We start from the raw sequence: 22,519 nt of genomic DNA on the forward strand, positions 1-22,519 counted from the left end.
CGCCCAGCTCTTCGTCAGCGACTACTACGAAGACCGCGCCCTGGATGCGGCCAACCGTTTCGGGGCCACGGCCGTGGGCCTGGAGGACATCTACGACCAGGACCTGGACATCTACTCTCCCTGCGCACTGGGCGCCACGCTCAACGACGAGACCATTCCCCGGCTCAAGTGCCGGGTCGTGGCCGGCTGCGCCAACAACCAGCTCAAGAACGAGAACCAGCACGGCCCCGAACTCGTGCGCCGCGGCATCGTCTACGCCCCCGACTTCCTCATCAATGCCGGCGGCCTGATCAACGTCTACTCCGAAGTCGTCGGCACCAGTCGCCAAGGCGCCCTCACCCAAACCGAAAAAATCTACGATTTCACCCTCCAGGTTCTCGATAAAGCCGAAGAGGAGGGCACGCACCCCCAAGCTGCGGCCATTCGCCAGGCCGAAGAGCGAATTGCCAGCGTGGGTCGGGTGAAGGCAACGTACTAAACTGGTTCTATAAATCGTTTACCACTCGTTCGAGCATTCACCACCTGCTCGGGCGCGGAGTACGGTATTCCTAGTATTAAAAAAGGCAGCGCAGATATCGAACGGCTCTTTAATTGTGAAACTGCTCTGGTCATTCCGTTAGAGGCGGCCTGACCAACGTTCGATGCCGTATTAGCAAGCCATTTTGCTTGAATAAAGTCGACGGTTACGGCTTGAGCCGCTTTCGACTTTATTCAGTATCAGCCGCTCCCATTCCCCACCGTCTGCCCAATACGCTGCCTCAGCAGAGTTGCGGTTGTCATGAAGAAGATTCTGAATACTCTAACCCGTGCCAAGGCACCCAAAGATGCGCAGCCCGTATTAGACAGCCTGCGCAGCCGGCTGGGGTTTGTGCCCAAACTCTATGCTACGGTAGCACATTCGGCCCCGGCCCTCAATGGCTACCTTGAGTTTGCCACCACCCTGCGCACCGGCGAGCTCGACGGTGCCGAAATCGAAGCAGCTTATCTGGCTGCTTCCGAAGCACATCACTGCGCTGATGGCTTGGCCGTACACACCGCCGCCGGTCGGCTCTGTGGACTGACCGAAGTAGAGATGCTGGCCGCCCGCACTGCCACCAGTTCCGACCCCCGGCTTCAGGCTATAGCAGTCTTGGCGCGTGCCGTTGTGCTCACCCAGGGCCGTCCCGAACCGGCTCATCTTGCTCAATTTTTCGCAGCGGGCTACTCCAAAGCAGCACTGGTAGAACTGATTGGCCTGATAGCAGCCAACACTTTTCACAGCTACGTAGCCCATCTGACGCCGCCCTCGCTGCATGGCCCGGCTGCCCCTGCCCTCCGCCCCGCAGCGTAACCGAATACAGGGCAAGTAGAGCCTGACCATTTATTTATTACCAGAGCCTACTGCCGAAAGGCTGAGCGTCATGCGAAGTGAAAGATTTTACATTTTGTCTGTAAACATTTGATTTACTGACGCCAAATAAAATATTTTACCTCGCATGACACATTTTTTTTCTGGCTCAGCTTATTTTTAGGATGGACTTTAAGCACCATGAGCCCCCTCCCTTGCTATCCCTTCTGCCTTCTATGAAGCTTGATGTATTGATGATTGCGGCACACCCCGACGATGCCGAACTTGGTTGCGCTGGCACCCTACTCCAGCAGATAGCCGCTGGCCGACGCGTGGGAGTAGTCGACCTCACCCGGGGTGAGTTAGGCAGCCGGGGCTCGGCCGAGCAGCGTGATGCGGAAGCTGCCGCCGCCACGCAGCTGCTCGGCCTGCACGTGCGGGAAAATCTGCGCCTGCGCGACGGCTTTTTTGTGAATGACGAAGCCCATCAGCGGCAGGTCATCCAGGTTATCCGCCGCTACCGGCCTGATATTCTGATTACCAACCCGAATATTGACCGCCACCCCGACCACGGCCGGGCCGCCGACCTGGTGCACGATGCTGCCGACCTGGCGGGCCTTTCTACCCTGAAAACAGAGGATAATGGCGCGCCGCAGGCACCGTGGCGCCCCCAGCTGGTGCTGCAAGCCATTCACAATTCCTACGTGCGGCCCGATGTGGCAGTCGATATCACGGCCTACTGGCGGCAGAAGATAGCGGTGCTTCAGGCCTTCAAAAGCCAGTTTTATAACCCAGAATATGAAGAATCGACGGAGACCTACATCTCTACTCCCTCTTTTCTCCAAACGCTGGAAGCGCGGTCGCGAGTGCTGGGCGAAATCATTGGGGCTGGCTATGCCGAGGGCTTCACCTGCCGCCGGGAATTAGGCGTCAGCGACATTTCTCAGTTGCGCTGACGCCTAACTCTGCTATCAGGCAGCGCGGCCGGCCGTAGTGGCTTCGGGCACTTCGATGAGTTGGCCGGATTTCACGTCGTAGATGTAGCCGTAGACGGGGATGTTGGCGGGCACGAGCGGGTGCTGGCGAATGCGGGTCACGTCTTCGACCACACTGCCAGCTAGGTCCCGAATGGTGAGAAAGGAGATGAACCGGGCTTCGTCGGAGCCCGGACCCTGGCCCACGTCGTGCCAGCCTGTTTCATTCACAATAGCCGTTTCCAGGCTTTGAGAGAGCAAGTCGCGGATGATGTCGTCGGTGAAATACTGCATGCCGCAGTCGGTATGGTGAATGACAAACCACTCCTTGGTGCCGAGCAATTTATAGGAAATTACCAGCGAGCGGATGGCGTCGTCGCTGGCCCGGCCGCCCGCGTTGCGGATGACGTGCGCGTCGCCTTCCGATAGACCGGCGTACTTAGCTGGGTCGAGGCGGGCATCCATGCAGGTGAGGATGGCGAAGCGCCGGGCGGGTGGCAGTGCCAGGCTGCCCTTGTCGCCGAAACCGGCTTGATACTGCGCGTTAGCCGCGAGAACTTCATCAAGAATCTGACTCATTGGGGTTGAGGTGAAGATTGAAAAGTGAGGTAAAAAAACGGAGTAATCGCGGCAGAATACTTGGCTGCTTAGGCCGGCAGCGACTCGGCTACCGGCCAGTCGATGGGCACGTTAGCGAGGTGTTGCACGTAATTGTTGAAGGTGTTCACGGCGATGAAGCCGATGAGTTCTACCAGGGCCGCTTTGCTGTAGCCAGCGGCGAAAAACGCTGCTACCACATCCGCATCTGGGTGCCCGTTGGTGTGCACAATGGCCAGCGTGAGTGCGGCCACGGCATTGAGCTTGGCGTCGTTGCTGCTGGCAGTGCGCACGGCGCGAGTTTCGGCAGTCGTTAAGCCCTGAAACTGGCCCACGGTGGTGTGCGCGGCGATGCAATAGTCGCAGTGGTTGGCTTCGGAGGCCGCCAGATAAATGGTTTCAATTTCGCGGCCATTGAATTCACCCCTTGCCAAGGCATTGGCAAAGCCGATGGAGCCGTTCAGGGCCGGGGCCGAATGGGCAAAAGTGGCGTAGAGATTGGGCACGAAGCCCAGCTTATCGTGCAGACCATCGAACGTGGGCTGAGCTGCAGCAGGTGCCTGTTCGCGAGTCAGAACTTCTAGGAGTGCGGGCATATAGAAATAAGCAAGAAAGAGGGTTAAAACGGGGAAATGCCCGGTATGAAGATTTATCAGTGGCCACGCTGGCACGAAATAGGAGGAAGAATGCTGCGCGGGGAAATTCGTAGCCGACGCGCTGAACGCATCAGGAAGCGGGCAACCACCGCGCAACCTGCGTCAATACCGGCTTCGTTAGCGTGGGCCGAGAAAGTGAAGAGAGTTGAGGAATCCACGACGACTGGGCGCCAGGACTCGGCAACGGCCAGACTGTGGGACGCATCTGTGGCCACCAATTGCGGAGCCAACGCGGAAAGTGGCCCCAAGTGCAAGGGCCAAAGCGGGATTAGGCTAGCCTCAACAACCCACTACCACCCTTACTTCCGCACACTCGCCGGCCGTGGACAAGCAACAACACGGGCGCAACGACGCGAGGAAGGAGGAAGTGTTGACGGGAAGTAGGTTGGCGTAAACCATGGTAACTTGTTTTTATATGGTCAGGACTTGGCACCTTGCCCGCGGTTGCGGATGGTTGCCGGCGTATCATAGAGCCTGTCTCTCCACGCCTCTGTATAAAAACAATCCTTCAAACAAGAGGAATTGATACATCAAAGGTAGCACAACCATAACGACAATAGCAAGCAAGGTGCGACGAGACCAGCGCAGGCCAAAAATCTACTTACCAACGGGTGATTTATGCGCTACACTTCTCTATTAACCAAGCAATTATGGTAATCGTGGCGGGCGGCAGCCATTCTCCAGTTGGTATACTTATCGGACTAGCATTGAATCCCGGCCACGACTTCGAACTGGCCGATGGCCGACATTCATTTGCCAGCAGCTTTTGTAGTGGAATTGAATAAGAAATACAACACCAACCCCACTGCGGCGGCCACGGCCACGTCGCGCGCGGCGGCGGCTTCGCTATTCGCCAGCAGCCACATGCACTGCACTACGCAGAGGGCCGCCACTGCGCCGCCGCTCCACAAACGAAACGGCGCGGGTGCGGCCGGATAGCGACGACGCAGCACCGGCAGCGAGGCACAGGTGAGGGCAAAGTAGGTTAGCCGAATGATGGTACTGAGTGTCAGAGCATAGATAAAAGTGCCAGAGATGGCTAGGCCCAACTTCAACCCTGCTGACACGAGCAGAGCCACGTACGGGGTGCGAAAACGTGGGTGCGTGGCCCTGAAAAAGGCCGGAATCTGGCCTTGCTCGGCTAGGGCGAAGAGCAGGCGCGGTCCTGTCAGCATGAGGGCGTTGAGTGTGCCAAGGGCTGTGAGCATGGCCGCCGCCGCGATAAACGCGCCTCCAGCCGGCCCCAGAAACCGCTCGGTAGCTTGGGCCAAAGGCCGCTCAGCTGTAGCCAGGCCGGGCAGCGTGCCAATACACACCACCTGTACCAGCAGGAATAGCACGGCCACCGTGGCAATAGCCGTGAACAGCGCAAATGGCACATTGCGCTGGGGCTGCTGAATTTCACCAGCCGGAATGGCCGCCACATCAAACCCGGAAAAGGTGAAGATGAGCAGCAGCACGGCACCGGAGAAGCTGGGGTACGTTGGTCGCACGGCAAAGGAAAAAGCCTGCCAGTCAATAAAGAACAGCCCCGCGCCCGTGAATAGCACCAGCACTAATACTTTGCTGATGGTAAAGAGGTTATTAACCAGAGAAGCCGTGCGTACGCCTACTAGGTTGAGGAGGGTGAGGCTAACGATGAGGCCAGCCATGAGGGCAGCCCGGCCGCCCCCCACCCCCGCCGCCGGCCAGAAGTATGCCGCGTAGTCGACAAACAAGTTGCAGAGGGCCGCGAAGCTAGCCAGGCGCGAAACCCACAGAAGCCAGCCCACTTCAAAACCCACCAGCGGCCCGAAGGCTTCCCGAGCGTATAAGTATGGCCCACCCGCGCCGCTAAACCGACTGCTGACTTCGGCAAAGCACAGGATGATGAGGGCTACAATGGCCGCACTAGCGCCATACGCCACCAGACTGTAGGCTCCTACCAGCGCATAAATCTTGGCGGGCAACCCCAGGATACCAGCCCCGATGGTGATGTTGATAATGAGAGCCACGAAGTCCCAACGGCGGATGCCGCGAATCAGGTCGGGCCGCGAAGTAGCCGCGGGGGCAGTAGGCATACGAAACGAAAAAGCCGACAGAAAACGGGCCACAGCGCGGCCCCACTACACCAAATCAGACAATGGCGGGGCAACAACAACAGGGGTGGTTTTCTATCGACTTCACGAGCAGGTAAGGTTTTGCCTGGCAATGTAACCGGGGTTTCGACGGCGGAGCCTTACGGCAAGCGCGGGGCGAGGCTTAGGACCTTGCCCCGCGACAGGATTTATTCAGTTCGCTAAACTTCTTCAGGTGCGGGTATGAAAGCAAAACCACACCCGCCCGGCTTTACCAGTAAATGGTGTAGAGCGTGGTGAGGATGACGATGATGGCCGCCGCGCCGATGGTAAAGCTTGGCTGGGGCTTAAACATGCTGCTGTCAACTTCCAAGCCGTTGGTTTTCACGCCGCGGCTGGTTTCGTACAGGCTGATAATTATCATCATCACGACGCAGATGATGAAGACAAAACCCATGCGGTCGAGGAAGGGAATCTCGTAGATGTTAGAGCCTTCCGGCCTCACCGCGAAGCCGAGGGGAGCCAGGAACGAAAGGTCGATGAAGCCCGGCATAAACTTGAACATTACCGACAGCAGGAAGCCACCAATGGTGGCAAACAGGGCCGCCGTCGACGTCGTTTTCTTCCAGAAGAAACCCAGGATGAACATGGCGAAAATACCGGGTGACACGAAGCCGGTGTACTCCTGAATGTACTGGAAACCACCTTTTTTGTCGATGCCCAGGTGCGGCGCGATGAGCACGCCCAGAATCATGGCCACCACTACGGCAATTTTCCCGGTCGAAACCAAGGTCTTTTCCGATGCTTCGGGGTTGATTACTTTCTTGTAGACGTCGAGCGTGAAAATGGTGGCGATGCTATTGGCTTTGCCAGCCAGTGAGGCTACTACGGCCGCGGTGAGGGCGGCGAAGGACAGGCCCTTGAGGCCCACAGGCAGAATGTTGAGCAGCACCGGGTAGGCACGGTCGGGGTTGAGCTCACCATTCTGCATCATCTCGCCGCTGAACACGTTGCTCTTATAGAGCACGAAGGCCGCAATGCCGGGCAGTACCACAATCACAGGCATCAGCAGCTTGAGGAAGGCGGCGAACAGGATGCCGGCACGGGCCGTGGGCAGGTCGGCGCCGAGGGCGCGCTGGGTGATGTACTGGTTGCAACCCCAGTAATTCAGGTTCACAATCCACATGCCGCCGAGCAGCACCGTAAGGCCCGGCAAATCCATGTAGTTGGGATTCTCGCGGTGGAAAATCATTTGGAAATGGTCGCCGGCATTCTTAGTCATCAGATTGAAGCCATTGAGCACACCCGTGGTGCCGTAGTGCTCAGCCACCATATTCAGGGCCAAGTAGGTAGTAGCCAGACCGCCCAGAATGAGGAAGAATACCTGAATAACGTCGGTGAAGCCAATCACCTTCATGCCGCCTAGGGTGATGAGGACGGCAAACCCGGCCAGCATGTACATGCAGAAAGTAAGGTTGAGCCCAGCGATGCTGCTGATGGCAATGGCCCCGAGGTAGAGAATCGAGGTCAGGTTAACCACCACGTAGAGCGCCAGCCAGAACAGCGCCATAATCATGGCTACCGTGCTATTGTAGCGCTGGCTCAGGAACTGTGGCATCGTGAAAATGCGATTCTTCAGGTACACCGGAATGAAGAACACGGCCACGACCACCAGCGTAATGGCGGCCATCCACTCATAAGTGGCAATGGCCAAGCCCATCTTAAAGCCCGAGCCCGACATGCCCACAAACTGCTCGGCCGAGATGTTGGACGCAATCAGCGACGAACCAATGGCCCACCACGTCAGGGAGCCCTCCGCGAGGAAGTAGTCTTTCGAATCACCTTCCATCGTGCCGTCGTGGCCACTTTTGCGGCGGTAAATCCAGATGCCGTAGCCGGCTACTATGATGAAGTAAACGAAAAAGACGATGTAGTCAATCGTGGCGAGCTTGTTCATTGAGTAAGGAAGGGGTGGGAATTAAAGCATAGTAGCTGGCTCAGGTACCGATTGGCGCCAAAATAGCGAAGCTATGGGAAAGCAATGTTCCGGTAAAAAAACCGCTTCTGAAAGTATTATTTTCAACCTCGCTCGCTTTAAGAAGCTATTTGGCGCAATCGATTGCACGAAAGCAGAGCAGTATTTTGGCAGCTGAAGCACCGATCAGACCTCCACTTGAGGACTAAGGCTAATAAAAAAAGCCAGAACAAGCCTGACTTTTTGGTGCTGCTTGTCGCGCATCCGCCGCTAGGCGCTCTCGCGAATCACTCGGAATAGACTTTTTTTCGGGAAAGACCAACTAAAACCTGTGTGCAGAATACGGAAGCGCTTGAAGCAGCGCCGGCATACCTTGCAAACCACCCACACGGTGTACTCCAAACCCTCTATCGTCTAAACATTAAGTCAATTGCCGTCAACTACTTCACACGTGCGATGGTGAGTAGTTGCGTAATGGCATAGGTTTGTAGCAGCAGGCCATGCCGGATTCAAAGCCGCGTAACGGTGACAGTATAGTTCAAACGTTTCTGTCAGTGCTATGCGGTTTTACCTATTTCCCGCCGTTCGTTGTACAAACCTGCCGCGGCTAGGCCGAGACTGCGGGGTAATAGCTGAGCCACTAGATAAAACCCCAGCAGAGTTGACTGCGAGGCTCACTTCCCGCGCACCACCATGGTACCCGAACCGAGGACGGGCTTCCCATCCAGGCTCAGGCCCTCGACTACGGCTTGGAAAGTGCCGCTGCCATCGGCGGTGAAGAAGTGCAGCTCGGCTTCGCCCTTGGCGTTGGTGCGCACGCTGGGGTTCCAGTAGAGGGTGCTGGTGCGCGGATCGAGGGGCGGGTTGGTGAGTAGGGCGTTATAGCGCGGCTGGTAAAACTCGCGAGCCTGGTAGAAGCCGGGAAGCTTTATCGTGGCGATGCCGGGCGCCGGGGGCAGGTCAGCGCCTTTGTACTTGGGGTCGGCCCGCTTGGTATAAATAGCAATGGCCCCACCCGTGCCGCCAAAGATGGCCGCCTCGGGCCCTTTGAATACTTCTACCGACTCGATATCGGCAGAAGGCAGGTTGGTAATTAAATCGATATCGACCCGCTGGCCGTCCAGAATAAATAGCGGCGTGCCGCTGCCTCGGATTTGGGCCGTCATATTGGGCGGCGTACCGCTGATGGTCAGGCCCGCCACCCGGCCTTGCAGCAGCTGAAGCACCGACATGCCCGACTGGCCTTGCGGCATATTGGCAAAATCAATCACCGTGCCTCCCGTGGCCCCGTAAAGTCGGCGGGGGTCGTCGCGGGGAACGGCTTCGCGCTTGGCAGTTACGGCCACGTTGCCCAGGTTGATGTTGCGGATACCCTTTTCGGGGTGCAGGTCGAGGTCGGCGGCCTGGGCCTGGCGGCTGCGGCGTACGAAGGCGGCCACACCGGCCGGCGCGGTTGCCAGCGACGGCAGCGGGGGCAAGAGCCGCCCATCGGGAGTCGGGCCGTTATCGGGACGAATAATAACGTTGCTGCCGCCCTGCGAGCGCCGCGCCTGGAGCGTAATCACGGCCGTATCGCGCAACGGGAAGCCCAGGAAAGTAAAGCGCCCCTGGGCGTCGGTGGTAGCCGTGGTGATGTTCTTCGCGGGCCTTGTTTGCAGAAAGGTCAGCTGACTGTTGGGAATGGGGCGGTTGCCGTGCTCACTCACTACCTGCCCGGTCAGTACAATTTCCTTCTCGGGGCTGAAGCGAATAGCCGGGGCCCGCCCGGCCAGCACTTCTTTCCAGACAAACCGCCGCCAGCCCTGAGTCAACAGTAGGTCGTCGAGGGCCTGAGCCGTGGCAGCCGACTGCTCCCGGAAATAGTACCCTGGGTTTTCGATGTAGCCCACCAGGTCGGAAGTTAGCAGCAGGTTGGAGGCAATGGTTTCCGCATTGATGTCGAGAGCACTAAGACCGGCGTCGCTCACTGCTACCGAGAAGTTGGTGGCCACGGGCTGGCCCGTCGCATCGGCTACGCGCACCGTGAGTTGCACTGGGGCGTGGGGTCCGTAGCTGGGCTGGTCGGCCGTGACGGTCATCCGCAACCCCGCCGGCCCATTCTGCACAAACGCCAACCGCTCGCACTGCGGCTCCCCCAGCGCGTTGAACAGCGTGAAATGCACGATGCCGTTTGGGTAATTCTTCTTTGGCATGCGCCACACGGCCGGGGCGTCAGCCGTCACGGGGCGGGGCCCTGGGTAGGCCACCACACCGCGCACCTCCGTGAAGAGCTGCACCGGGCCGGAAGCCGGTGTGCCAGGCGCCCCCCGGTAGCGCGCTTCTACCAGGAAGTCCGTGCTACTTTCGACCACGTGCAGGGTGTAGCCCGTGGGCTGCACGGCCGGCAAGGGGTAGTCGGCGGAGCTGCCGTCGGGCAGGGTGAGGTGGGCATGGTAGCGTTGGCCGGCACCAGGCACGATGGCAAACCGTCCCATCCCGGCGTGACGGCTACTGAAGGCACTGACCACCACTTTATTCTGGGCATTTAGTACCTGACCGCGCACATCGATGCTCCGGCCGCTGACATCGGTAGCTTTAACGGCTACCACACCGGGCAGCCCCTCTACCAGGTAGCCACCCTCCGGAAAAAACTGCACGTCGGGCTTGTTGGCTGCGCCCGCCGGGCCGGTGGCTTTGCGACCAGCGGCCGTGGCATTGTCGGTGGGCTCCTGCGGCCCCAGGGGCGAGGCCGGCCAGATGTTGAGGCGGCGGCTGTAAACGAAGTTGTCGCCCGCGTTGCGCATCCAGTTGGTGTAGGCGCGCAGTACATAGGTGCCGGCGGCCAAGGAGTCGGCAATATCGAGGTCGCCGCTGGCCCGGCCGCCCTGCAAGCGCAGGGTGCGGCGGGCCACTACCTTTTGCTGGGGCGAGAGCAAGTCTACATACAGCACTTGGTTGAGGGAGTCGAGCTGGTGCCGCGTGGCATCGACCACGTAGGCGCTGAACCAGATGGTTTCGCCAGTAGCGTACACCGGACGGTCGAGGTGGAGGTAGGCTTTTTCCTGCTGGGCGGCCGAATAGAACTCGCCCAACTGGCGTGCAATCCGCTCAACTAACCCCTCATCGGTGGGCTGCGGGCGAAAAGCCGTTAGCGCCACGCCACTAGCCAGCAAGACGGCCAGAACCCCAGTTTGCACTCGCACTACTTTCATGTTGACTTTCTGTCGAAAACAGCCAGTTCTAATTACTGAACCAGCCGCTGGATTACAACGCAAAGATGGCGAAGCCATGAAGCCCGAACACTACGCCCCGCCTCCCGCGAGTGGTTTCGAGACGGCAGCCCCACCCCTACCGGCGGGGGCAACTCCGGTTTAGCCGGGTTTTTGCTGCTCTTGTGAAAGACTCTACTTGGTGAAAGCTCCGGCCTACTCTTTCTCAAAGATGGCCGACACCCAACTGCGCAGCGTGCGATGCTCCCTGTACCGCAAGCGGTGACGGGCGGCCTCGGCGGTGATTTTGGCCAAGTCTTCCTCATAAAACCCGCTGAACAGGATGAGCTGGCCACTGGGCAGCAGGCGCGCATACTCGTGCATGTCTTCGAGCAGCACGTTGCGGTTGATATTGGCCAAGATGAGGTCGAAAGGCTCTTCATGGGCCAGGGTTTCGACCCCACCCAAACGGCACTCAATGGCGTGGCACTGATTTTCGGCGGCGTTGTCGCGGGCGTTTTCCACGGTCCAGGGCTCGGTATCAACGGCCAGCACCTGGCGGGCGCCCAGCATTTCGGCCATGATGGCCAAAATGCCCGTACCGGTGCCCATGTCGAGCACGCGCAGGCCTTTATGGTCAACGTTAAGCTGGTTTTCTATCATCAGCGCGGTGGTTTCGTGGTGGCCGGTGCCGAACGACATGCGCGGCATGATGACGATGTCGTAGTCGACGCCGGCCGGCTTGGGATGGAACGGAGCCCGCACCGAAACCCGGTCAGCAATGATGAGCGGCTGGAAATTCTTCTCCCATTCGGCGTTCCAGTTCTGGCGGGTGATGATGCGGTGCGAGTGGTTCAGCTCGCCGATACCGGCGTAGCGGCTCATGATTTCGGCCACGGCGTCGGGGTTGAAGGCGTCTTCGGTAGTGTAAGCGCAAAAGCCCGCGTCGTTATCCTCAAAAGTATCGAAGCCTACTTCGGCCAGTTCGGCTACCAGAATATCAGCCAGCTCCCGCGGGGCTTCAACGGTCAGTTCAATAAAATCCATGGGCGCAGCGCGTCATAAAAAGTTAATTCCGCACAAAAGTCGCCGAAAACGAATTGTCGCGCTTCATCCCGGCCACAACCGCGAATCAATAGCTTTATTTGTGTCAACAAATGGTTTCATCGTCATCCCCTTTTCATGACTAAGATTCATCATTACCTGCTGGTCGCCCTTGCCGTGACCAATGGCCTCAGTGCCTGTGGCAACAAAGACGCCAAGCAAACCACTCAGGTCACTGCTCCTGCGGCCCCGGCCGAAACGGCTGCGGCAACCCAACCCACCACCGACGCCGCCGTGGCCAAGTCCGATACTGCGCAGGCCGTCACGTTCGATATCAACACGGTACCCGTAACCAGCGCGGAGCTGGGCAGTTTCCCCTATCTCGGCCCGCTGAAGGGCTACACCGTGAACACCAGTAACAGCGAAGCCTATGATTTTGAGCGCTCCTACGTGTACGACGGCAAAAACCTGGTAACCGTTGAGGGCAAGGTATCGCAACGCCTGCTGGACCACGGCGACCGCAAGGCTTCGGAGCTGATGATTCAGCGCAACTACGAGGACTTGCTCAAGACCTTGGGCGCGACGAAGGTGCACTCGGGCAAGGTCGAGCGGGCCGCCATCGACAAGCTGGGCAACGACGAAGTCTACAAGCACGGCAAATGGGTCATCAGCACCGACCACGTAACGGATACCTACGTCATCCGGCAGAAAGACAAGGAAGTGTGGGTGCAAGTCACGCCATTGGGCAGCGACGGCAACTACGCGCTCAACGTGACCGAGCGCGCGGCCATGCCCCAGGAGGCCACAGTGATGAAAGCCGACGAGTTAAAAAAAAACTAGATACGGAAGGCCGGGCGACGCTTTACGTCAATTTCGACACCGACCGGGCCAGCATCAAACCCGAATCGGAGCCAGTAGTGGCCGAAGTCCTGAAGCTGTTGCAGGGTAACCCGACACTACAGCTCGCCGTGGAAGGCCACACCGACAACGTCGGCACGCCCGCTCACAATCAGCAGCTTTCCGAAGCCCGGGCCCAAGCCGTGGTAGCCGCCCTCACCAATGAAGGCATTGCAGCCAACCGCCTACAAGCCGCCGGCTTCGGCCAAAGCAAACCCTTAGCCGACAATGCCACAGAGCCCGGCAAAGCGAAAAACCGGCGCGTAGAATTAGTAAAGCGCTAATATTGCAGCGTGAATAAAGCCCTTCCACGGATTGTGGAAGGGCTTTTTGGTTTCTTCTAGGGACTGCTTACGCTAAGGGTAGTCTCAGCAAAGCTTGGGCTACCATGAATTGGATTACTTCAGGCAATTGAGCTTAGCAGGTAAGCCCACGTTTCGGGGTAATTCGCTTCATCGCGACAAATCCTCCAAACTCAGCAGCATGTGGGCTAGTGCTTTTATTGTGAAGATTCACCTACCGTACGCCGTTATCTGAGTGCTGCTAACTGAATAGGACGTTCTCCAAACCATTCATAAAGGGCAACGGGCAGGTGCTTCAGACCGTTTTCCGGCGCAACTACACACCGCTGTGCTTAGCCGGTACGCAGCAGCTCAGTATTCAGTGATTTTTGTATTATATACGCTCAATAGTTTGCTGCATGACTTTACACCTTAGCTGGTATGATGACTGCGTTGCCGTTGCAATTATCAACCTGCTGCTGGCAGCCTTGCTTGTTAGCATGTTGAAAAAGGCCAGAAATCGGAAAGCAAACGTTATGCTCGCCGTCTTGATGCTGTGTCTGGCCATAAGCTTTTTGGGTGATATCCTCGGAGTTAACGATTTCTTCAAGTCTTATCCTCATTGGATGGAGTATGACCCTTTCCTGACGCTTCTATTGGGGCCTCTACTCTATAGCTACATTCTTTATCAGACTCGCCCCGGCTTTAGGTTGCGGCTCCGGCATCTGCTGCACCTGTTGCCTTTGCTCATTTATTTCCTGTTACTTTGGGAGTTCTATACGAGTGGCTCGTCTATTAAACTCGCTTATCTCAAGCAAGGGAACAGGTCAAATATTCCACATTATGATTTGGCATCTTATTTCAAGGAAGCGCAATTGTTTTTGTATGGGGTAGTCTGCTACCGCCTGCTCCTACAGCATGGGCGCGTCATTCAGGAGGTGGCCTCTGCGGTTGAAAACCGGCAATTGCACTGGCTGCGGAATTTATTACTAATGGCTACGATACTATTCGTTGCCTGGCTGATAGTCAACGAAACAAACCATACGACCTATATCCTGGGGCTGACCTTATTGGGTTTTAGCTACTGGGTCAGCTACCACGCCATCGCCCAAGAATACGTTTTTGGGCAAGCCGAGGCGGCAGCTGTTCAGCTTATTGTTCTGGAGAATGAGCAGGAAAAGGAAGTACGCTACCGTAACTCGACCTTGACCCCAGAGGATATGCAAGTCCTGATGGCGCGAATCGCGACGCACATGGATGAGGCGAAGTCTTACCTCAATAATGAGTTGTCCTTAACTGCGCTAGCCGAACAATTAGAGCTTAACCCCAATCATCTGTCTCAAGTCTTGAACGAAGGCTTCGGCGAGAGCTTCTATAAGTTCGTGAACCGCTACCGGGTCGAGGAAAGTAAGCGCCTGTTGCGCGACCCCGCTTGCGCACATTACAACATGCTCGGCATCGCCTACCAGGCCGGATTCAATGCCAAATCCACCTTTTACAAGGCTTTCAAAGACATTGTGGGCTGTTCACCATCTGAATTTGCAAAAAACAGTTAACCCTTTCATATCAGGTGGTTACCTATCCACCTAAGTGTACGTGGACAGCTGTCTGTCCGTTTGTTATTCGGCTAAGCTTACGTAGACGATAGCCGGTTTTTTTGCGGGAAGCTTTGGGTTCTGATTCATCCAAACCACACCCCGTATGAAAAACCTATTTCGCTTCTGCTGCCTGCTCGCGGCGGGCTCCTCGCTTAGTCTGAGCACGGCGGCCCAGCCGCTTGTGAAGTCGTCCGCCATCAAGCCGGATGCAGCCCAGCACTGTGCGGCTGCCCACCTAGTGGCTGCGGCCCAACGGCCCCTTACCACCGTGCGCCACCGGCAGCAAATGGAGCGCTACGACATCAACTATTATAAGCTGGACCTAGCCCTGGAAAACACATCTGTCGATGTCGCGGGATCAGTGCGCATCCAGGCTCGTAATGGCACAACAAACCTCGATACGCTGGCCTTCGAACTCTATCCTACTTACACCATTGACTCGGTGGTGGTGGAGGGGCGCCGGGCCACCGGTATGCGTCGAGTCGCGGGCGATGTTAGCGTCGGGCTGGGGGTGGCCGTACCTACGAGGCAGTTGTTCAATGCCCTCATCTACTACCACGGCACGGCGCCCAGCACCGGACCGCGCAGTGCCTTGAAGACGAACCAGGATGCCACTTCCGGTGTGAACGTGACCTGGAGCCTCAGCCAGCCCTTCTTTTCGTACGAGTGGTTCCCGTGCAAGCAAGTACTCACCGATAAGGCCGACTCAGTAGACGTGTGGGTGACGACGAGTCGCCTGAACAAGGTAGGCTCGAACGGATTGTTGGAGCGGGTGACGCCGCTGCCTGGCAACAAAAGCCGCTACGAGTGGAAGTCCCGCAATCCGATTGCCTACTACCTCATTTCGGTAGCTGTGGCCCCTTACGTGGAATACGTTAACTATGCCAGCCCCACCGGCGGCCCGCGCATTCCCACCCTTAACTATCTCTACAACCAAGCGGCCATCGACCAAGCACAGCCGCAACTGGACCTGGTGCCGACCATGATTGAGAACTTCTCCAATCTGGTGGGCCTGTACCCCTTCGCGAATGAGAAATATGGGCACAGTCTTGTGCCTGAGTCGCCGGGAACAGCAGTAGAAAACCAGACCATGACGACAATAAGTACCTTTGATGACGTCCTGCTCGTAGCCCATGAGCTGTTTCACCAATGGTTTGGCGATAATGTAACGTGCGCCTCCTGGCAGGATATGTGGCTCAACGAGGGTTTCGCTACCTATGGCTCTTATCTAGCGCTACAAACCTTGTCCCCCACAGACGCGCAGATGTTCTTAGACCAAGGCAGCGGGCTGGTATTATCCGAAACTGGCGGCAGCGTTCAGGTGCCAGATACGATGGATGTGGAGCGCATCTTCGACCAGCGCCTGAGCTACGCCAAAGGGGCCTTTGTGGTGCACATGCTGCGCTATCTGTTAAATGACGATGCGAAGTTCTTCCGGGCCCTGCGCACCTACCAGAGCACCTACGCCGGCCGCACGGCTCGCACCCGCGACCTGCAACGCATCTTTGAGGCTGAGGCCGGCCGTTCGCTGCAATATTTCTTCGATCAGTGGTACGAAGGCGAAGGCTATCCCAGCTTCGAGGTGCGCTGGAACCAAGTCGGCAACACGCTCTATGTGCGCACGAACGAAACCACGTCCATGCCGACCGTCACGCCCTTTTTCGATACGGACGTGGACTACCAACTCACTTATACCGATGGCACCATGCAAACCGTACGCCTGCGCCAGGGCCAGCCGCTATCCGGTTTCAGTGTGCCCGTCACGGGTACGGTTGCCAGCCTTATCGTAGACCCCAATCAATGGATTCTCAACGGCGTCGGCAGTATTACGCGCGACAATACGCTGGTGCTTTCTACACCTCAGGCCGTTGCTGCCAGGCGTTTACAGGCTTACCCAAATCCTTGCCGTGAGCAGCTACAACTACCGCAAGCGCTGAATCAGGCGGCGGAGGCTGAAATAGGTGACGCCGTCGGGCGGGTGGTGTTCCGTCAACACCTGACCCCGAGTACCACCCGCATTGATACCAGTCAACTACAGCCGGGCTTGTATTATCTGCGCCTGACCACTGCCAAAGGCAATATCAGCGAAATGCGTTTTGTCAGAGAATAAGACGCTGGGTAGTCTCTCAGAAGCCGTTCGGGTTTGAGCCAGAGGCCGCTTGTCTACCAAGTCCTGTATCAGCAAATAGAGCAGTTAGCACGTTAAGAGTCTTTTGGCAAGCTCCTTAATGCCCTAGCTGCTCTATTTGCTGAGACTAACCCGCTACTGCTTGCAGCCGGCAAATGAGCGCACCGTGGTGTAGTGAATTGCGAAGTCCGCCTTGCCCCGGTCGGGTGTTACGAACAGCACATAGTCGGCGAAGTCGCGGGCGGGAGCGTCGGCCCAGAGCCCGGCGCGGTCGGCAAAGAGCTTGTTGTTTTCCTTGAAAACGAGCAGGTCGGCAAAGGCTTCCTCGGGCTCCACGTACACGGTACCGAAGCAGTAGCTGCGCCGGCTGGGGTCGGTTTCGAGGTAAACGGAGCCGTATATTTTGCACGGCTCCAGCGAACCAGTAGCGTGAATTCGGGCTACTTGCGGCGCAGCAGCAGCGGAGTGATGAGCGGGCGCAGCCGCCAGCAAAGCCGTAAGCAGAAAGGAAAAGAACATAGTCGGAGCAGCAGGATGTTGCGAGGAATAACGCCGGACTGGCCGTAACGCGAACTTCACAGCCCACGCCCGACGCAACCTTAACGACGCGGAAACGAGAACGCAAAGTTCGCGCTAGTTTTAAAACGACTGAATGATAGTGGCAAAGTCTACCGCTTTCAGCGAGGCGCCACCAATCAGTCCGCCATCAACATCGGGCTGCGAAAAAAGCTCCCGCGCATTCTGCGCATTCGCCGAGCCCCCGTAGAGAATAGTAGTATTGAGGGCCGCCTGGGCGTCGTAGGCGCGGGCAATTTGCTCGCGGATGAAGGCGTGCACTTCCTGCGCCTGGGCACTGCTGGCCGTGCGACCCGTACCAATGGCCCAGATGGGTTCGTAGGCGATGGTTACTTGCTCGAATTCCTCATTGCTGAGGTGAAACAGGCCATCAGTCAGCTGCTTGCTGATGAAGGCAAACGTCTCGTCGGCCTCGCGGGTGTCGAGCGACTCTCCCACGCAAAAAATGGGTTTCAGGCCCGCTACCAGGGCAGCTTTCAGCTTCTGGCTCAGTAGCTCATCGTCTTCACCAAAATACTGGCGGCGCTCCGAGTGGCCTAGGATGACGTACTCGCAGCCCACCGAGGCCAGCACTTTGGCTGATACTTCGCCAGTAAAAGCACCGCTTTCTTTCTGATGGCAATTTTGAGCACCCAGGTGAAACCTGCCGCCCTGTGGCAGCGCCTGCCCCACGCCGTGCAACAACGGGAACGGTGGACAGACCACGATTTCCGGGCCAGTAGCACCGGCATCGCCAGCCAGGCGGGTTATTTCTTCTACCAGGGCTAGGCCCTCGGGGTAGGTCAGGTTCATTTTCCAGTTGCCGGCAACGAGATTTTGGCGCATAAGCGGAGAGGGCGGGTATAGTGGGAGGTATGGCCCGCAAAGCTAACTGCCAAACCCCAGGCCCAAAACCAAGCGCGTCGGTCAGCCGGCCTACTCGCCGGCCCGCACGGGCCGGCGGGCCGCTATTTCGGCCTCAATGGCGACAGCGGCTTCGTCGCGTAGCTGCCAGGAGGTTTTGCGCCCGCCCAGCCGCGACAGCAGGATTCCGCCAAGCGCCGCCACCGTGGCGCCAATCAGGGCCGTCCAGCCCAGCTCTGGTACTTCGCGCAGCCGCACCACCCAAATGGCCGCCAGGGCCCAGGCCATTACCAGCGGAAGCACCATATCCCGAAATGCCCAGCTGATTAGCAGGGCCAGAGACACAATCACGAAGAGCAAACCCAGGGCCAGAGTCACCGACAGGTCTTCGGCGGTCTGCCAACCTAACTGCCGCAAACCAATGGTAATGTTGATGACTGAAGCCACCGAAATCCAGCCCAGATACAGCGAAAACGGAATGCTGGCCAACGTGGGGGCGGCACCGGCAAACACCCGCCGCCGGGCCCGGCCGTAAACCACCACGAGAGAACCCAGGATGACGAGCATCACGCCCACGCTGGGCAAAATCAACTCGTAGGCGAATAGGACGACCCAAGTCCCGGTGGCCACGCTGGCCAACATGAGCGGCTTGGCTACGGCATCGGGCAATGACAGTGCGCGTTGTGCCGGCAGCAGTTGCCACACGGCGTACACCGCCAGCCCTAGAAAAATCAGCCCCCAGATGCTAAATGCATAGCCGGCTGGCGTGAGCAACGTTGGGTACCGGGCCGAAACCATACCCATGGTCTGCCCGGCAAAGGGGTGGGTATTCGAGTAATAATTAAGAAAAATGTTGCCAAAAACAGCTAGCGCCGTTGCCCATCGCCACACCCTACCCATGGCCGACCGATTCGGGGCAGCGTAGTGGTCCGAGGGTGGTGTTGACTTCGACATAATCGCAATGGTTGGGAATTAACGAATTTGGAGGGGTGGCGAACTTACGTATTTATCCTTAGGAACGGTTCCGCTTCAGTCTACCCGTAACAGGTAAGACGCTAATTGTCTTCTAATAGCTGCTGGTAACAAGACTAAATGTAGAATTTTCAGGATGCGAAAGCAATCTTATAAGCTGAACGCTAGCTGACGTTCAATTGAACACTACAAGTGCGGAATTGAAAGTTCATGCTTTCAACTCCGCACTTGTAGTATCTAGTTAACTATTAGGGTAGTTTCGGCACCAGTGTACAGCGAGCAGTAGCGCGAACTACACAGTTCGCGTTGCGATACATCGACTCCAAAATCACTCTGATAAGGTTTTTACAAATCAATCAGCGCGTATCCGAACTATATGGTCAATTGCATGCTATCTGCATGACTATCTGGCTTAAACCTTCTCCGCCAAAAAACGGGCAGTATGGTTGGAGTCCTTGAGTCTCACCATTTCCTCGGGCGTACCTTCGAAGAGCAGATGGCCGCCGTTGAGGCCACCTTCGGGGCCCAGATCTATGAGCCAGTCGGCGCACTTGATGATATCGACGTTGTGCTCGATGATGAGCACAGAATTGCCCTGCTCAATCAGCGCATTTAGAGCGCCCAGCAGCTTGGCGATGTCGTGGAAGTGCAGGCCCGTGCTGGGTTCGTCGAATATGAAAAGAATTTTGTCTTGCTGGAGTGTGGCGCCTTTGGTGAGGAAAGAAGCCAGTTTCACACGCTGGGCCTCGCCGCCACTGAGCGTGTTGGCCGACTGGCCAAGGCGGATGTAGCCCAGGCCCACATCTTCGAGAGGCTTGAGGCGGTCGGCCACTTTGGGCTGGCTTTTGAAGAACTGTACGGCGTCGCTCACGGTCAGCTCTAGCACTTCGTCAATGCCCTTATCCTGGAATTTAATTTCCAGAATGTCTTGCTTGAACTTGCGTCCGCCGCAGCCCTCGCAAGTCAGGTAGATGTCGGCCATGAACTGCATCTCAATTTTCACCTGGCCCTCGCCCTGGCAAACTTCGCAGCGGCCCCCGTCAATGTTGAAGCTGAAATGCGACGGTTTCAAGCCCCGGGCCTTGGCCAAAGGCTGCTCCGAAAACAGCGTCCGAATGGCATCGTAGGCCTTTACATAAGTCACCGGATTTGAGCGCGACGATTTGCCGATGGGGTTCTGGTCCACAAATTCGACGTGCGACACTTGCCCGTTGACGCCGGTGAGGCGGTCGAATTTGCCGGTGCTTTCGCCTGCGCCACCGCCCAGCATTTTCATCAGCGCCGGAGCCAGAATTCGCTTGATAAGCGTGGACTTGCCCGAGCCCGACACGCCGGTTACCACCGTCATTATGCCGAGTGGGATTTTTACGCTCACGTTTTTGAGGTTGTTTTCGCGGGCACCGGTCAGCTCCAAAGCATTGCGCCAGGGGCGGCGCACTTTGGGCACGGGCACCTCCATTCGGCCGCTCAGGTACTGGCCGGTGTAGGTTCCAGTATCCTGCAGTAGTTCCTGCATGGTACCCTGAAACATGAGGTTGCCGCCACCACTGCCGGCTTCGGGACCGATGTCGATAATCTGGTCAGCTGCCTCCATCATCTTCTCCTCGTGCTCCACCACTACGACGGTATTACCCAGTTGCTGCAACGAGCGCAGCACCCCAATGAGCTGCTCGGCGTCTTTGGGGTGCAGGCCGATTGAGGGCTCATCAAGTACGTACATCGAGCCCACCAGCGCCGAACCCAGCGAAGTAGCCAGAGAAATGCGCTGACTCTCGCCGCCGCTGAGCGTATTGCTCAAACGATTCAAGGTCAGATACCCCAGCCCAACGCGGTTGAGGTAGCCGAGCCGGTTGGTAATTTCCGTCACGAGGCGTTCGGCCACTTTAGCGTCGTGCTCGTTCAGGCTGAGGTTGTTAAAGAAGCTCAGCGCGTCGGAGATGGGCAGTAGCACGATGTCGGCGATGCTGCTGCCGTCGATGCGCACGTACTGCGCGTCTTTGCGCAGGCGGGTGCCGCGGCAGTCGGGGCATACGGTGCGGCCCCGGTAACGGCTTTGCAGCACGCGGTACTGGATTTTGTGGGTCTGCTCGCTTACCCATTTAAAATAAGCGTCAAGGCCCTGGAAGTGCTTGTTGCCGGTCCAGAGCAGGCGCTGCTCGGCTTCGCTGAGCTCATTGTAAGGTCGGTGAATGGGAAAGTCGAAGCGGATGCCGTTTTTCAGCAGCGGCTTGAGCCACTCACCTTGCTTCTCGGTGCGCCACGGCGCGATGGCGCCCTCGTACACGGTCAGGCTCTTGTCGGGGATGACCAGGTCCTCATCAATGCCCAACACCGAGCCAAATCCCTCGCAAGTTTGGCAGGCGCCGTAAGGATTGTTGAAGGAAAAGAAGTTGACACTCGGCTCCTCAAACACCAGCCCGTCCAGCTCAAATTTGTCGGAGAAGGTGCGAGTTTCGGTGCCTGGCTGTGCATCTCCGGCCGCGTCAGCAGTCAATTGCACTAGGCAGGTGCCGTGGCCTTCGAAAAAAGCGGTTTGGACCGAGTCCGATAGGCGGAAAAGCAAGTCTTCATCATTGGGTCGCAAAACTGCGCGGTCAATCATGATGAAAACGTCGCCCTTCACCTCGGGCTTCCCCTCCCCTATCAGCTCTTCGATGAAGGCCGTCTCATCGTTCACCACTACGCGGCTGTAGCCTTTTTGCAGCAGCAAATCCAGTTCCTTGCTCATGGGCCGGGTTGGGTCGGGGCGGTGCAGCGGGGCCAGAATCATGACCTTGGTGCCCTCGGGCCGGGTGGCCAGAAAATCGACCACATCAGCTACGTTATCCTTCCGCACCTGCTCGCCACTGACGGGCGAAAACGTGCGCCCCACCCGCGCAAACAGCAGCTTGAGGTAGTCGTAAATCTCGGTGCTGGTGCCCACCGTCGAGCGGTTGTTCTTGATGCTGACCTTCTGCTCGATGGCGATGGCCGGCGAGATGCCGCGGATGTAATCTACATCGGGCTTGTCCATCCGGCCCAGAAACTGCCGGGCGTAGCTGCTCAGGCTTTCCACGTACATGCGCTGACCTTCAGCATACAGCGTATCAAACGCCAGGCTCGACTTGCCCGACCCCGACAGGCCAGTCACCACGATAAACTGATTGCGCGGCAGCGCTACGCTGAGGTTTTTTAGGTTGTGAACCCGGGCGTTTTTAATGAGGATGAATTCGCGCGGGTCAAGGCTATCAATGGGGTCGGCAGCGGGGGCCGATACTTGTAACGAGTCTTTTTTGGGCATAAATAAACCAACAGCGGGAAGGGGCCGGAAGGTTTCGGCCGGATGCCACCGCTTGGGGTTACGAAGGTACGGCCGCGGGTAAGCCAGGGTAAATTGATTTTAAATAATAAACCGTGACCAACCGAG

Annotated in this window: 17 protein-coding genes and 1 riboswitch; of the genes, 7 read left to right on the plus strand and 10 right to left on the minus strand. The window is 57.5% G+C overall.

Annotated elements, in window-relative coordinates:
- The 3 genes from WX88_RS12895 to bshB1 form a co-directional block, all read left to right on the plus strand.
- On the plus strand, window positions 1-478 hold a 478-nt coding region (locus WX88_RS12895; protein WP_046244813.1), incomplete at its 5' end, for a Glu/Leu/Phe/Val dehydrogenase family protein.
- Between the two features lie 300 nt (window positions 479-778).
- The gene (locus WX88_RS12900; RefSeq protein WP_046244814.1) at window positions 779-1,330 is read left to right on the plus strand and encodes a carboxymuconolactone decarboxylase family protein; all 552 of its coding nucleotides are present in this window, start codon (window positions 779-781) and stop codon (window positions 1,328-1,330) included.
- A gap of 233 nt (window positions 1,331-1,563) precedes the next feature.
- Window positions 1,564-2,283, plus strand: a complete 720-nt coding sequence (gene bshB1, locus WX88_RS12905; RefSeq protein ID WP_046244815.1) for a bacillithiol biosynthesis deacetylase BshB1 — start codon at window positions 1,564-1,566, stop codon at window positions 2,281-2,283.
- A gap of 15 nt (window positions 2,284-2,298) precedes the next feature.
- Here the strand turns inward: bshB1 and WX88_RS12910 are convergent, their stop codons facing one another.
- From WX88_RS12910 to prmA, 6 genes are all read right to left on the minus strand, one after another.
- Complete coding sequence (locus WX88_RS12910; protein WP_046244816.1) at window positions 2,299-2,880, minus strand: beta-class carbonic anhydrase; 582 nt, start codon at window positions 2,878-2,880, stop codon at window positions 2,299-2,301.
- Window positions 2,881-2,948: 68 nt separating this feature from the next.
- The gene (locus WX88_RS12915) at window positions 2,949-3,494 is read right to left on the minus strand and encodes a carboxymuconolactone decarboxylase family protein (protein WP_046244817.1); all 546 of its coding nucleotides are present in this window, start codon (window positions 3,492-3,494) and stop codon (window positions 2,949-2,951) included.
- A 468-nt stretch (window positions 3,495-3,962) separates the two neighbouring features.
- A riboswitch (SAM riboswitch) is annotated at window positions 3,963-4,055 on the minus strand.
- 248 nt (window positions 4,056-4,303) lie between these two features.
- On the minus strand, window positions 4,304-5,614 hold the full coding sequence (locus WX88_RS12920) for an APC family permease (RefSeq protein WP_046244935.1): 1,311 nt from the start codon (window positions 5,612-5,614) through the stop codon (window positions 4,304-4,306).
- A gap of 268 nt (window positions 5,615-5,882) precedes the next feature.
- Window positions 5,883-7,568, minus strand: a complete 1,686-nt coding sequence (locus WX88_RS12925) for a sodium/sugar symporter (RefSeq protein WP_046244818.1) — start codon at window positions 7,566-7,568, stop codon at window positions 5,883-5,885.
- 692 nt (window positions 7,569-8,260) lie between these two features.
- Window positions 8,261-10,777, minus strand: coding sequence for a TonB-dependent receptor (locus WX88_RS12930; RefSeq protein WP_046244819.1), 2,517 nt, complete (start codon window positions 10,775-10,777; stop codon window positions 8,261-8,263).
- 213 nt (window positions 10,778-10,990) lie between these two features.
- Window positions 10,991-11,821, minus strand: a complete 831-nt coding sequence (gene prmA / locus WX88_RS12935; RefSeq protein ID WP_046244820.1) for a 50S ribosomal protein L11 methyltransferase — start codon at window positions 11,819-11,821, stop codon at window positions 10,991-10,993.
- A gap of 135 nt (window positions 11,822-11,956) precedes the next feature.
- Here prmA and WX88_RS31385 point away from each other — a divergent pair, with 135 nt between their 5' ends.
- The 4 genes from WX88_RS31385 (at window position 11,957) to WX88_RS12950 (ending at window position 16,704) form a co-directional block, all read left to right on the plus strand.
- Window positions 11,957-12,658 carry a hypothetical protein gene (locus tag WX88_RS31385; RefSeq protein ID WP_052732647.1) on the plus strand — a complete coding sequence of 234 codons (702 nt, stop codon included), beginning with the start codon at window positions 11,957-11,959 and terminating at the stop codon, window positions 12,656-12,658.
- Window positions 12,541-12,999 carry an OmpA family protein gene (locus tag WX88_RS31785; RefSeq protein ID WP_072053010.1) on the plus strand — a complete coding sequence of 153 codons (459 nt, stop codon included), beginning with the start codon at window positions 12,541-12,543 and terminating at the stop codon, window positions 12,997-12,999. The genes WX88_RS31385 and WX88_RS31785 overlap by 118 nt, the downstream gene beginning before the upstream one ends.
- 416 nt (window positions 13,000-13,415) lie before the next feature.
- Window positions 13,416-14,552: a helix-turn-helix domain-containing protein gene (locus WX88_RS27625; RefSeq protein ID WP_052732649.1), complete on the plus strand. Its 1,137-nt coding sequence runs from the start codon at window positions 13,416-13,418 to the stop codon at window positions 14,550-14,552.
- A 145-nt stretch (window positions 14,553-14,697) separates the two neighbouring features.
- Window positions 14,698-16,704, plus strand: coding sequence for a M1 family aminopeptidase (locus tag WX88_RS12950; protein WP_046244821.1), 2,007 nt, complete (start codon window positions 14,698-14,700; stop codon window positions 16,702-16,704).
- 153 nt (window positions 16,705-16,857) lie between these two features.
- Here WX88_RS12950 and WX88_RS12955 read toward each other — a convergent pair whose 3' ends face one another.
- From WX88_RS12955 to uvrA, 4 genes are all read right to left on the minus strand, one after another.
- Window positions 16,858-17,241 carry a hypothetical protein gene (locus WX88_RS12955; protein WP_231590695.1) on the minus strand — a complete coding sequence of 128 codons (384 nt, stop codon included), beginning with the start codon at window positions 17,239-17,241 and terminating at the stop codon, window positions 16,858-16,860.
- A 120-nt stretch (window positions 17,242-17,361) separates the two neighbouring features.
- A complete protein-coding gene (gene tpiA, locus WX88_RS12960; RefSeq protein WP_046244822.1) occupies window positions 17,362-18,123 on the minus strand; it encodes a triose-phosphate isomerase in 762 nt (253 codons plus the stop codon).
- Between the two features lie 90 nt (window positions 18,124-18,213).
- Window positions 18,214-19,095 (minus strand): hypothetical protein, encoded by an 882-nt coding sequence (locus WX88_RS12965; protein WP_156176105.1) that lies wholly within the window; start codon window positions 19,093-19,095, stop codon window positions 18,214-18,216.
- A gap of 430 nt (window positions 19,096-19,525) precedes the next feature.
- Window positions 19,526-22,393: an excinuclease ABC subunit UvrA gene (uvrA, locus tag WX88_RS12970; RefSeq protein WP_046244823.1), complete on the minus strand. Its 2,868-nt coding sequence runs from the start codon at window positions 22,391-22,393 to the stop codon at window positions 19,526-19,528.
- Window positions 22,394-22,519: the final 126 nt, after the last annotated feature.

Source organism: Hymenobacter terrenus (assembly GCF_000972495.1).
Taxonomy (GTDB): domain Bacteria; phylum Bacteroidota; class Bacteroidia; order Cytophagales; family Hymenobacteraceae; genus Hymenobacter; species Hymenobacter terrenus.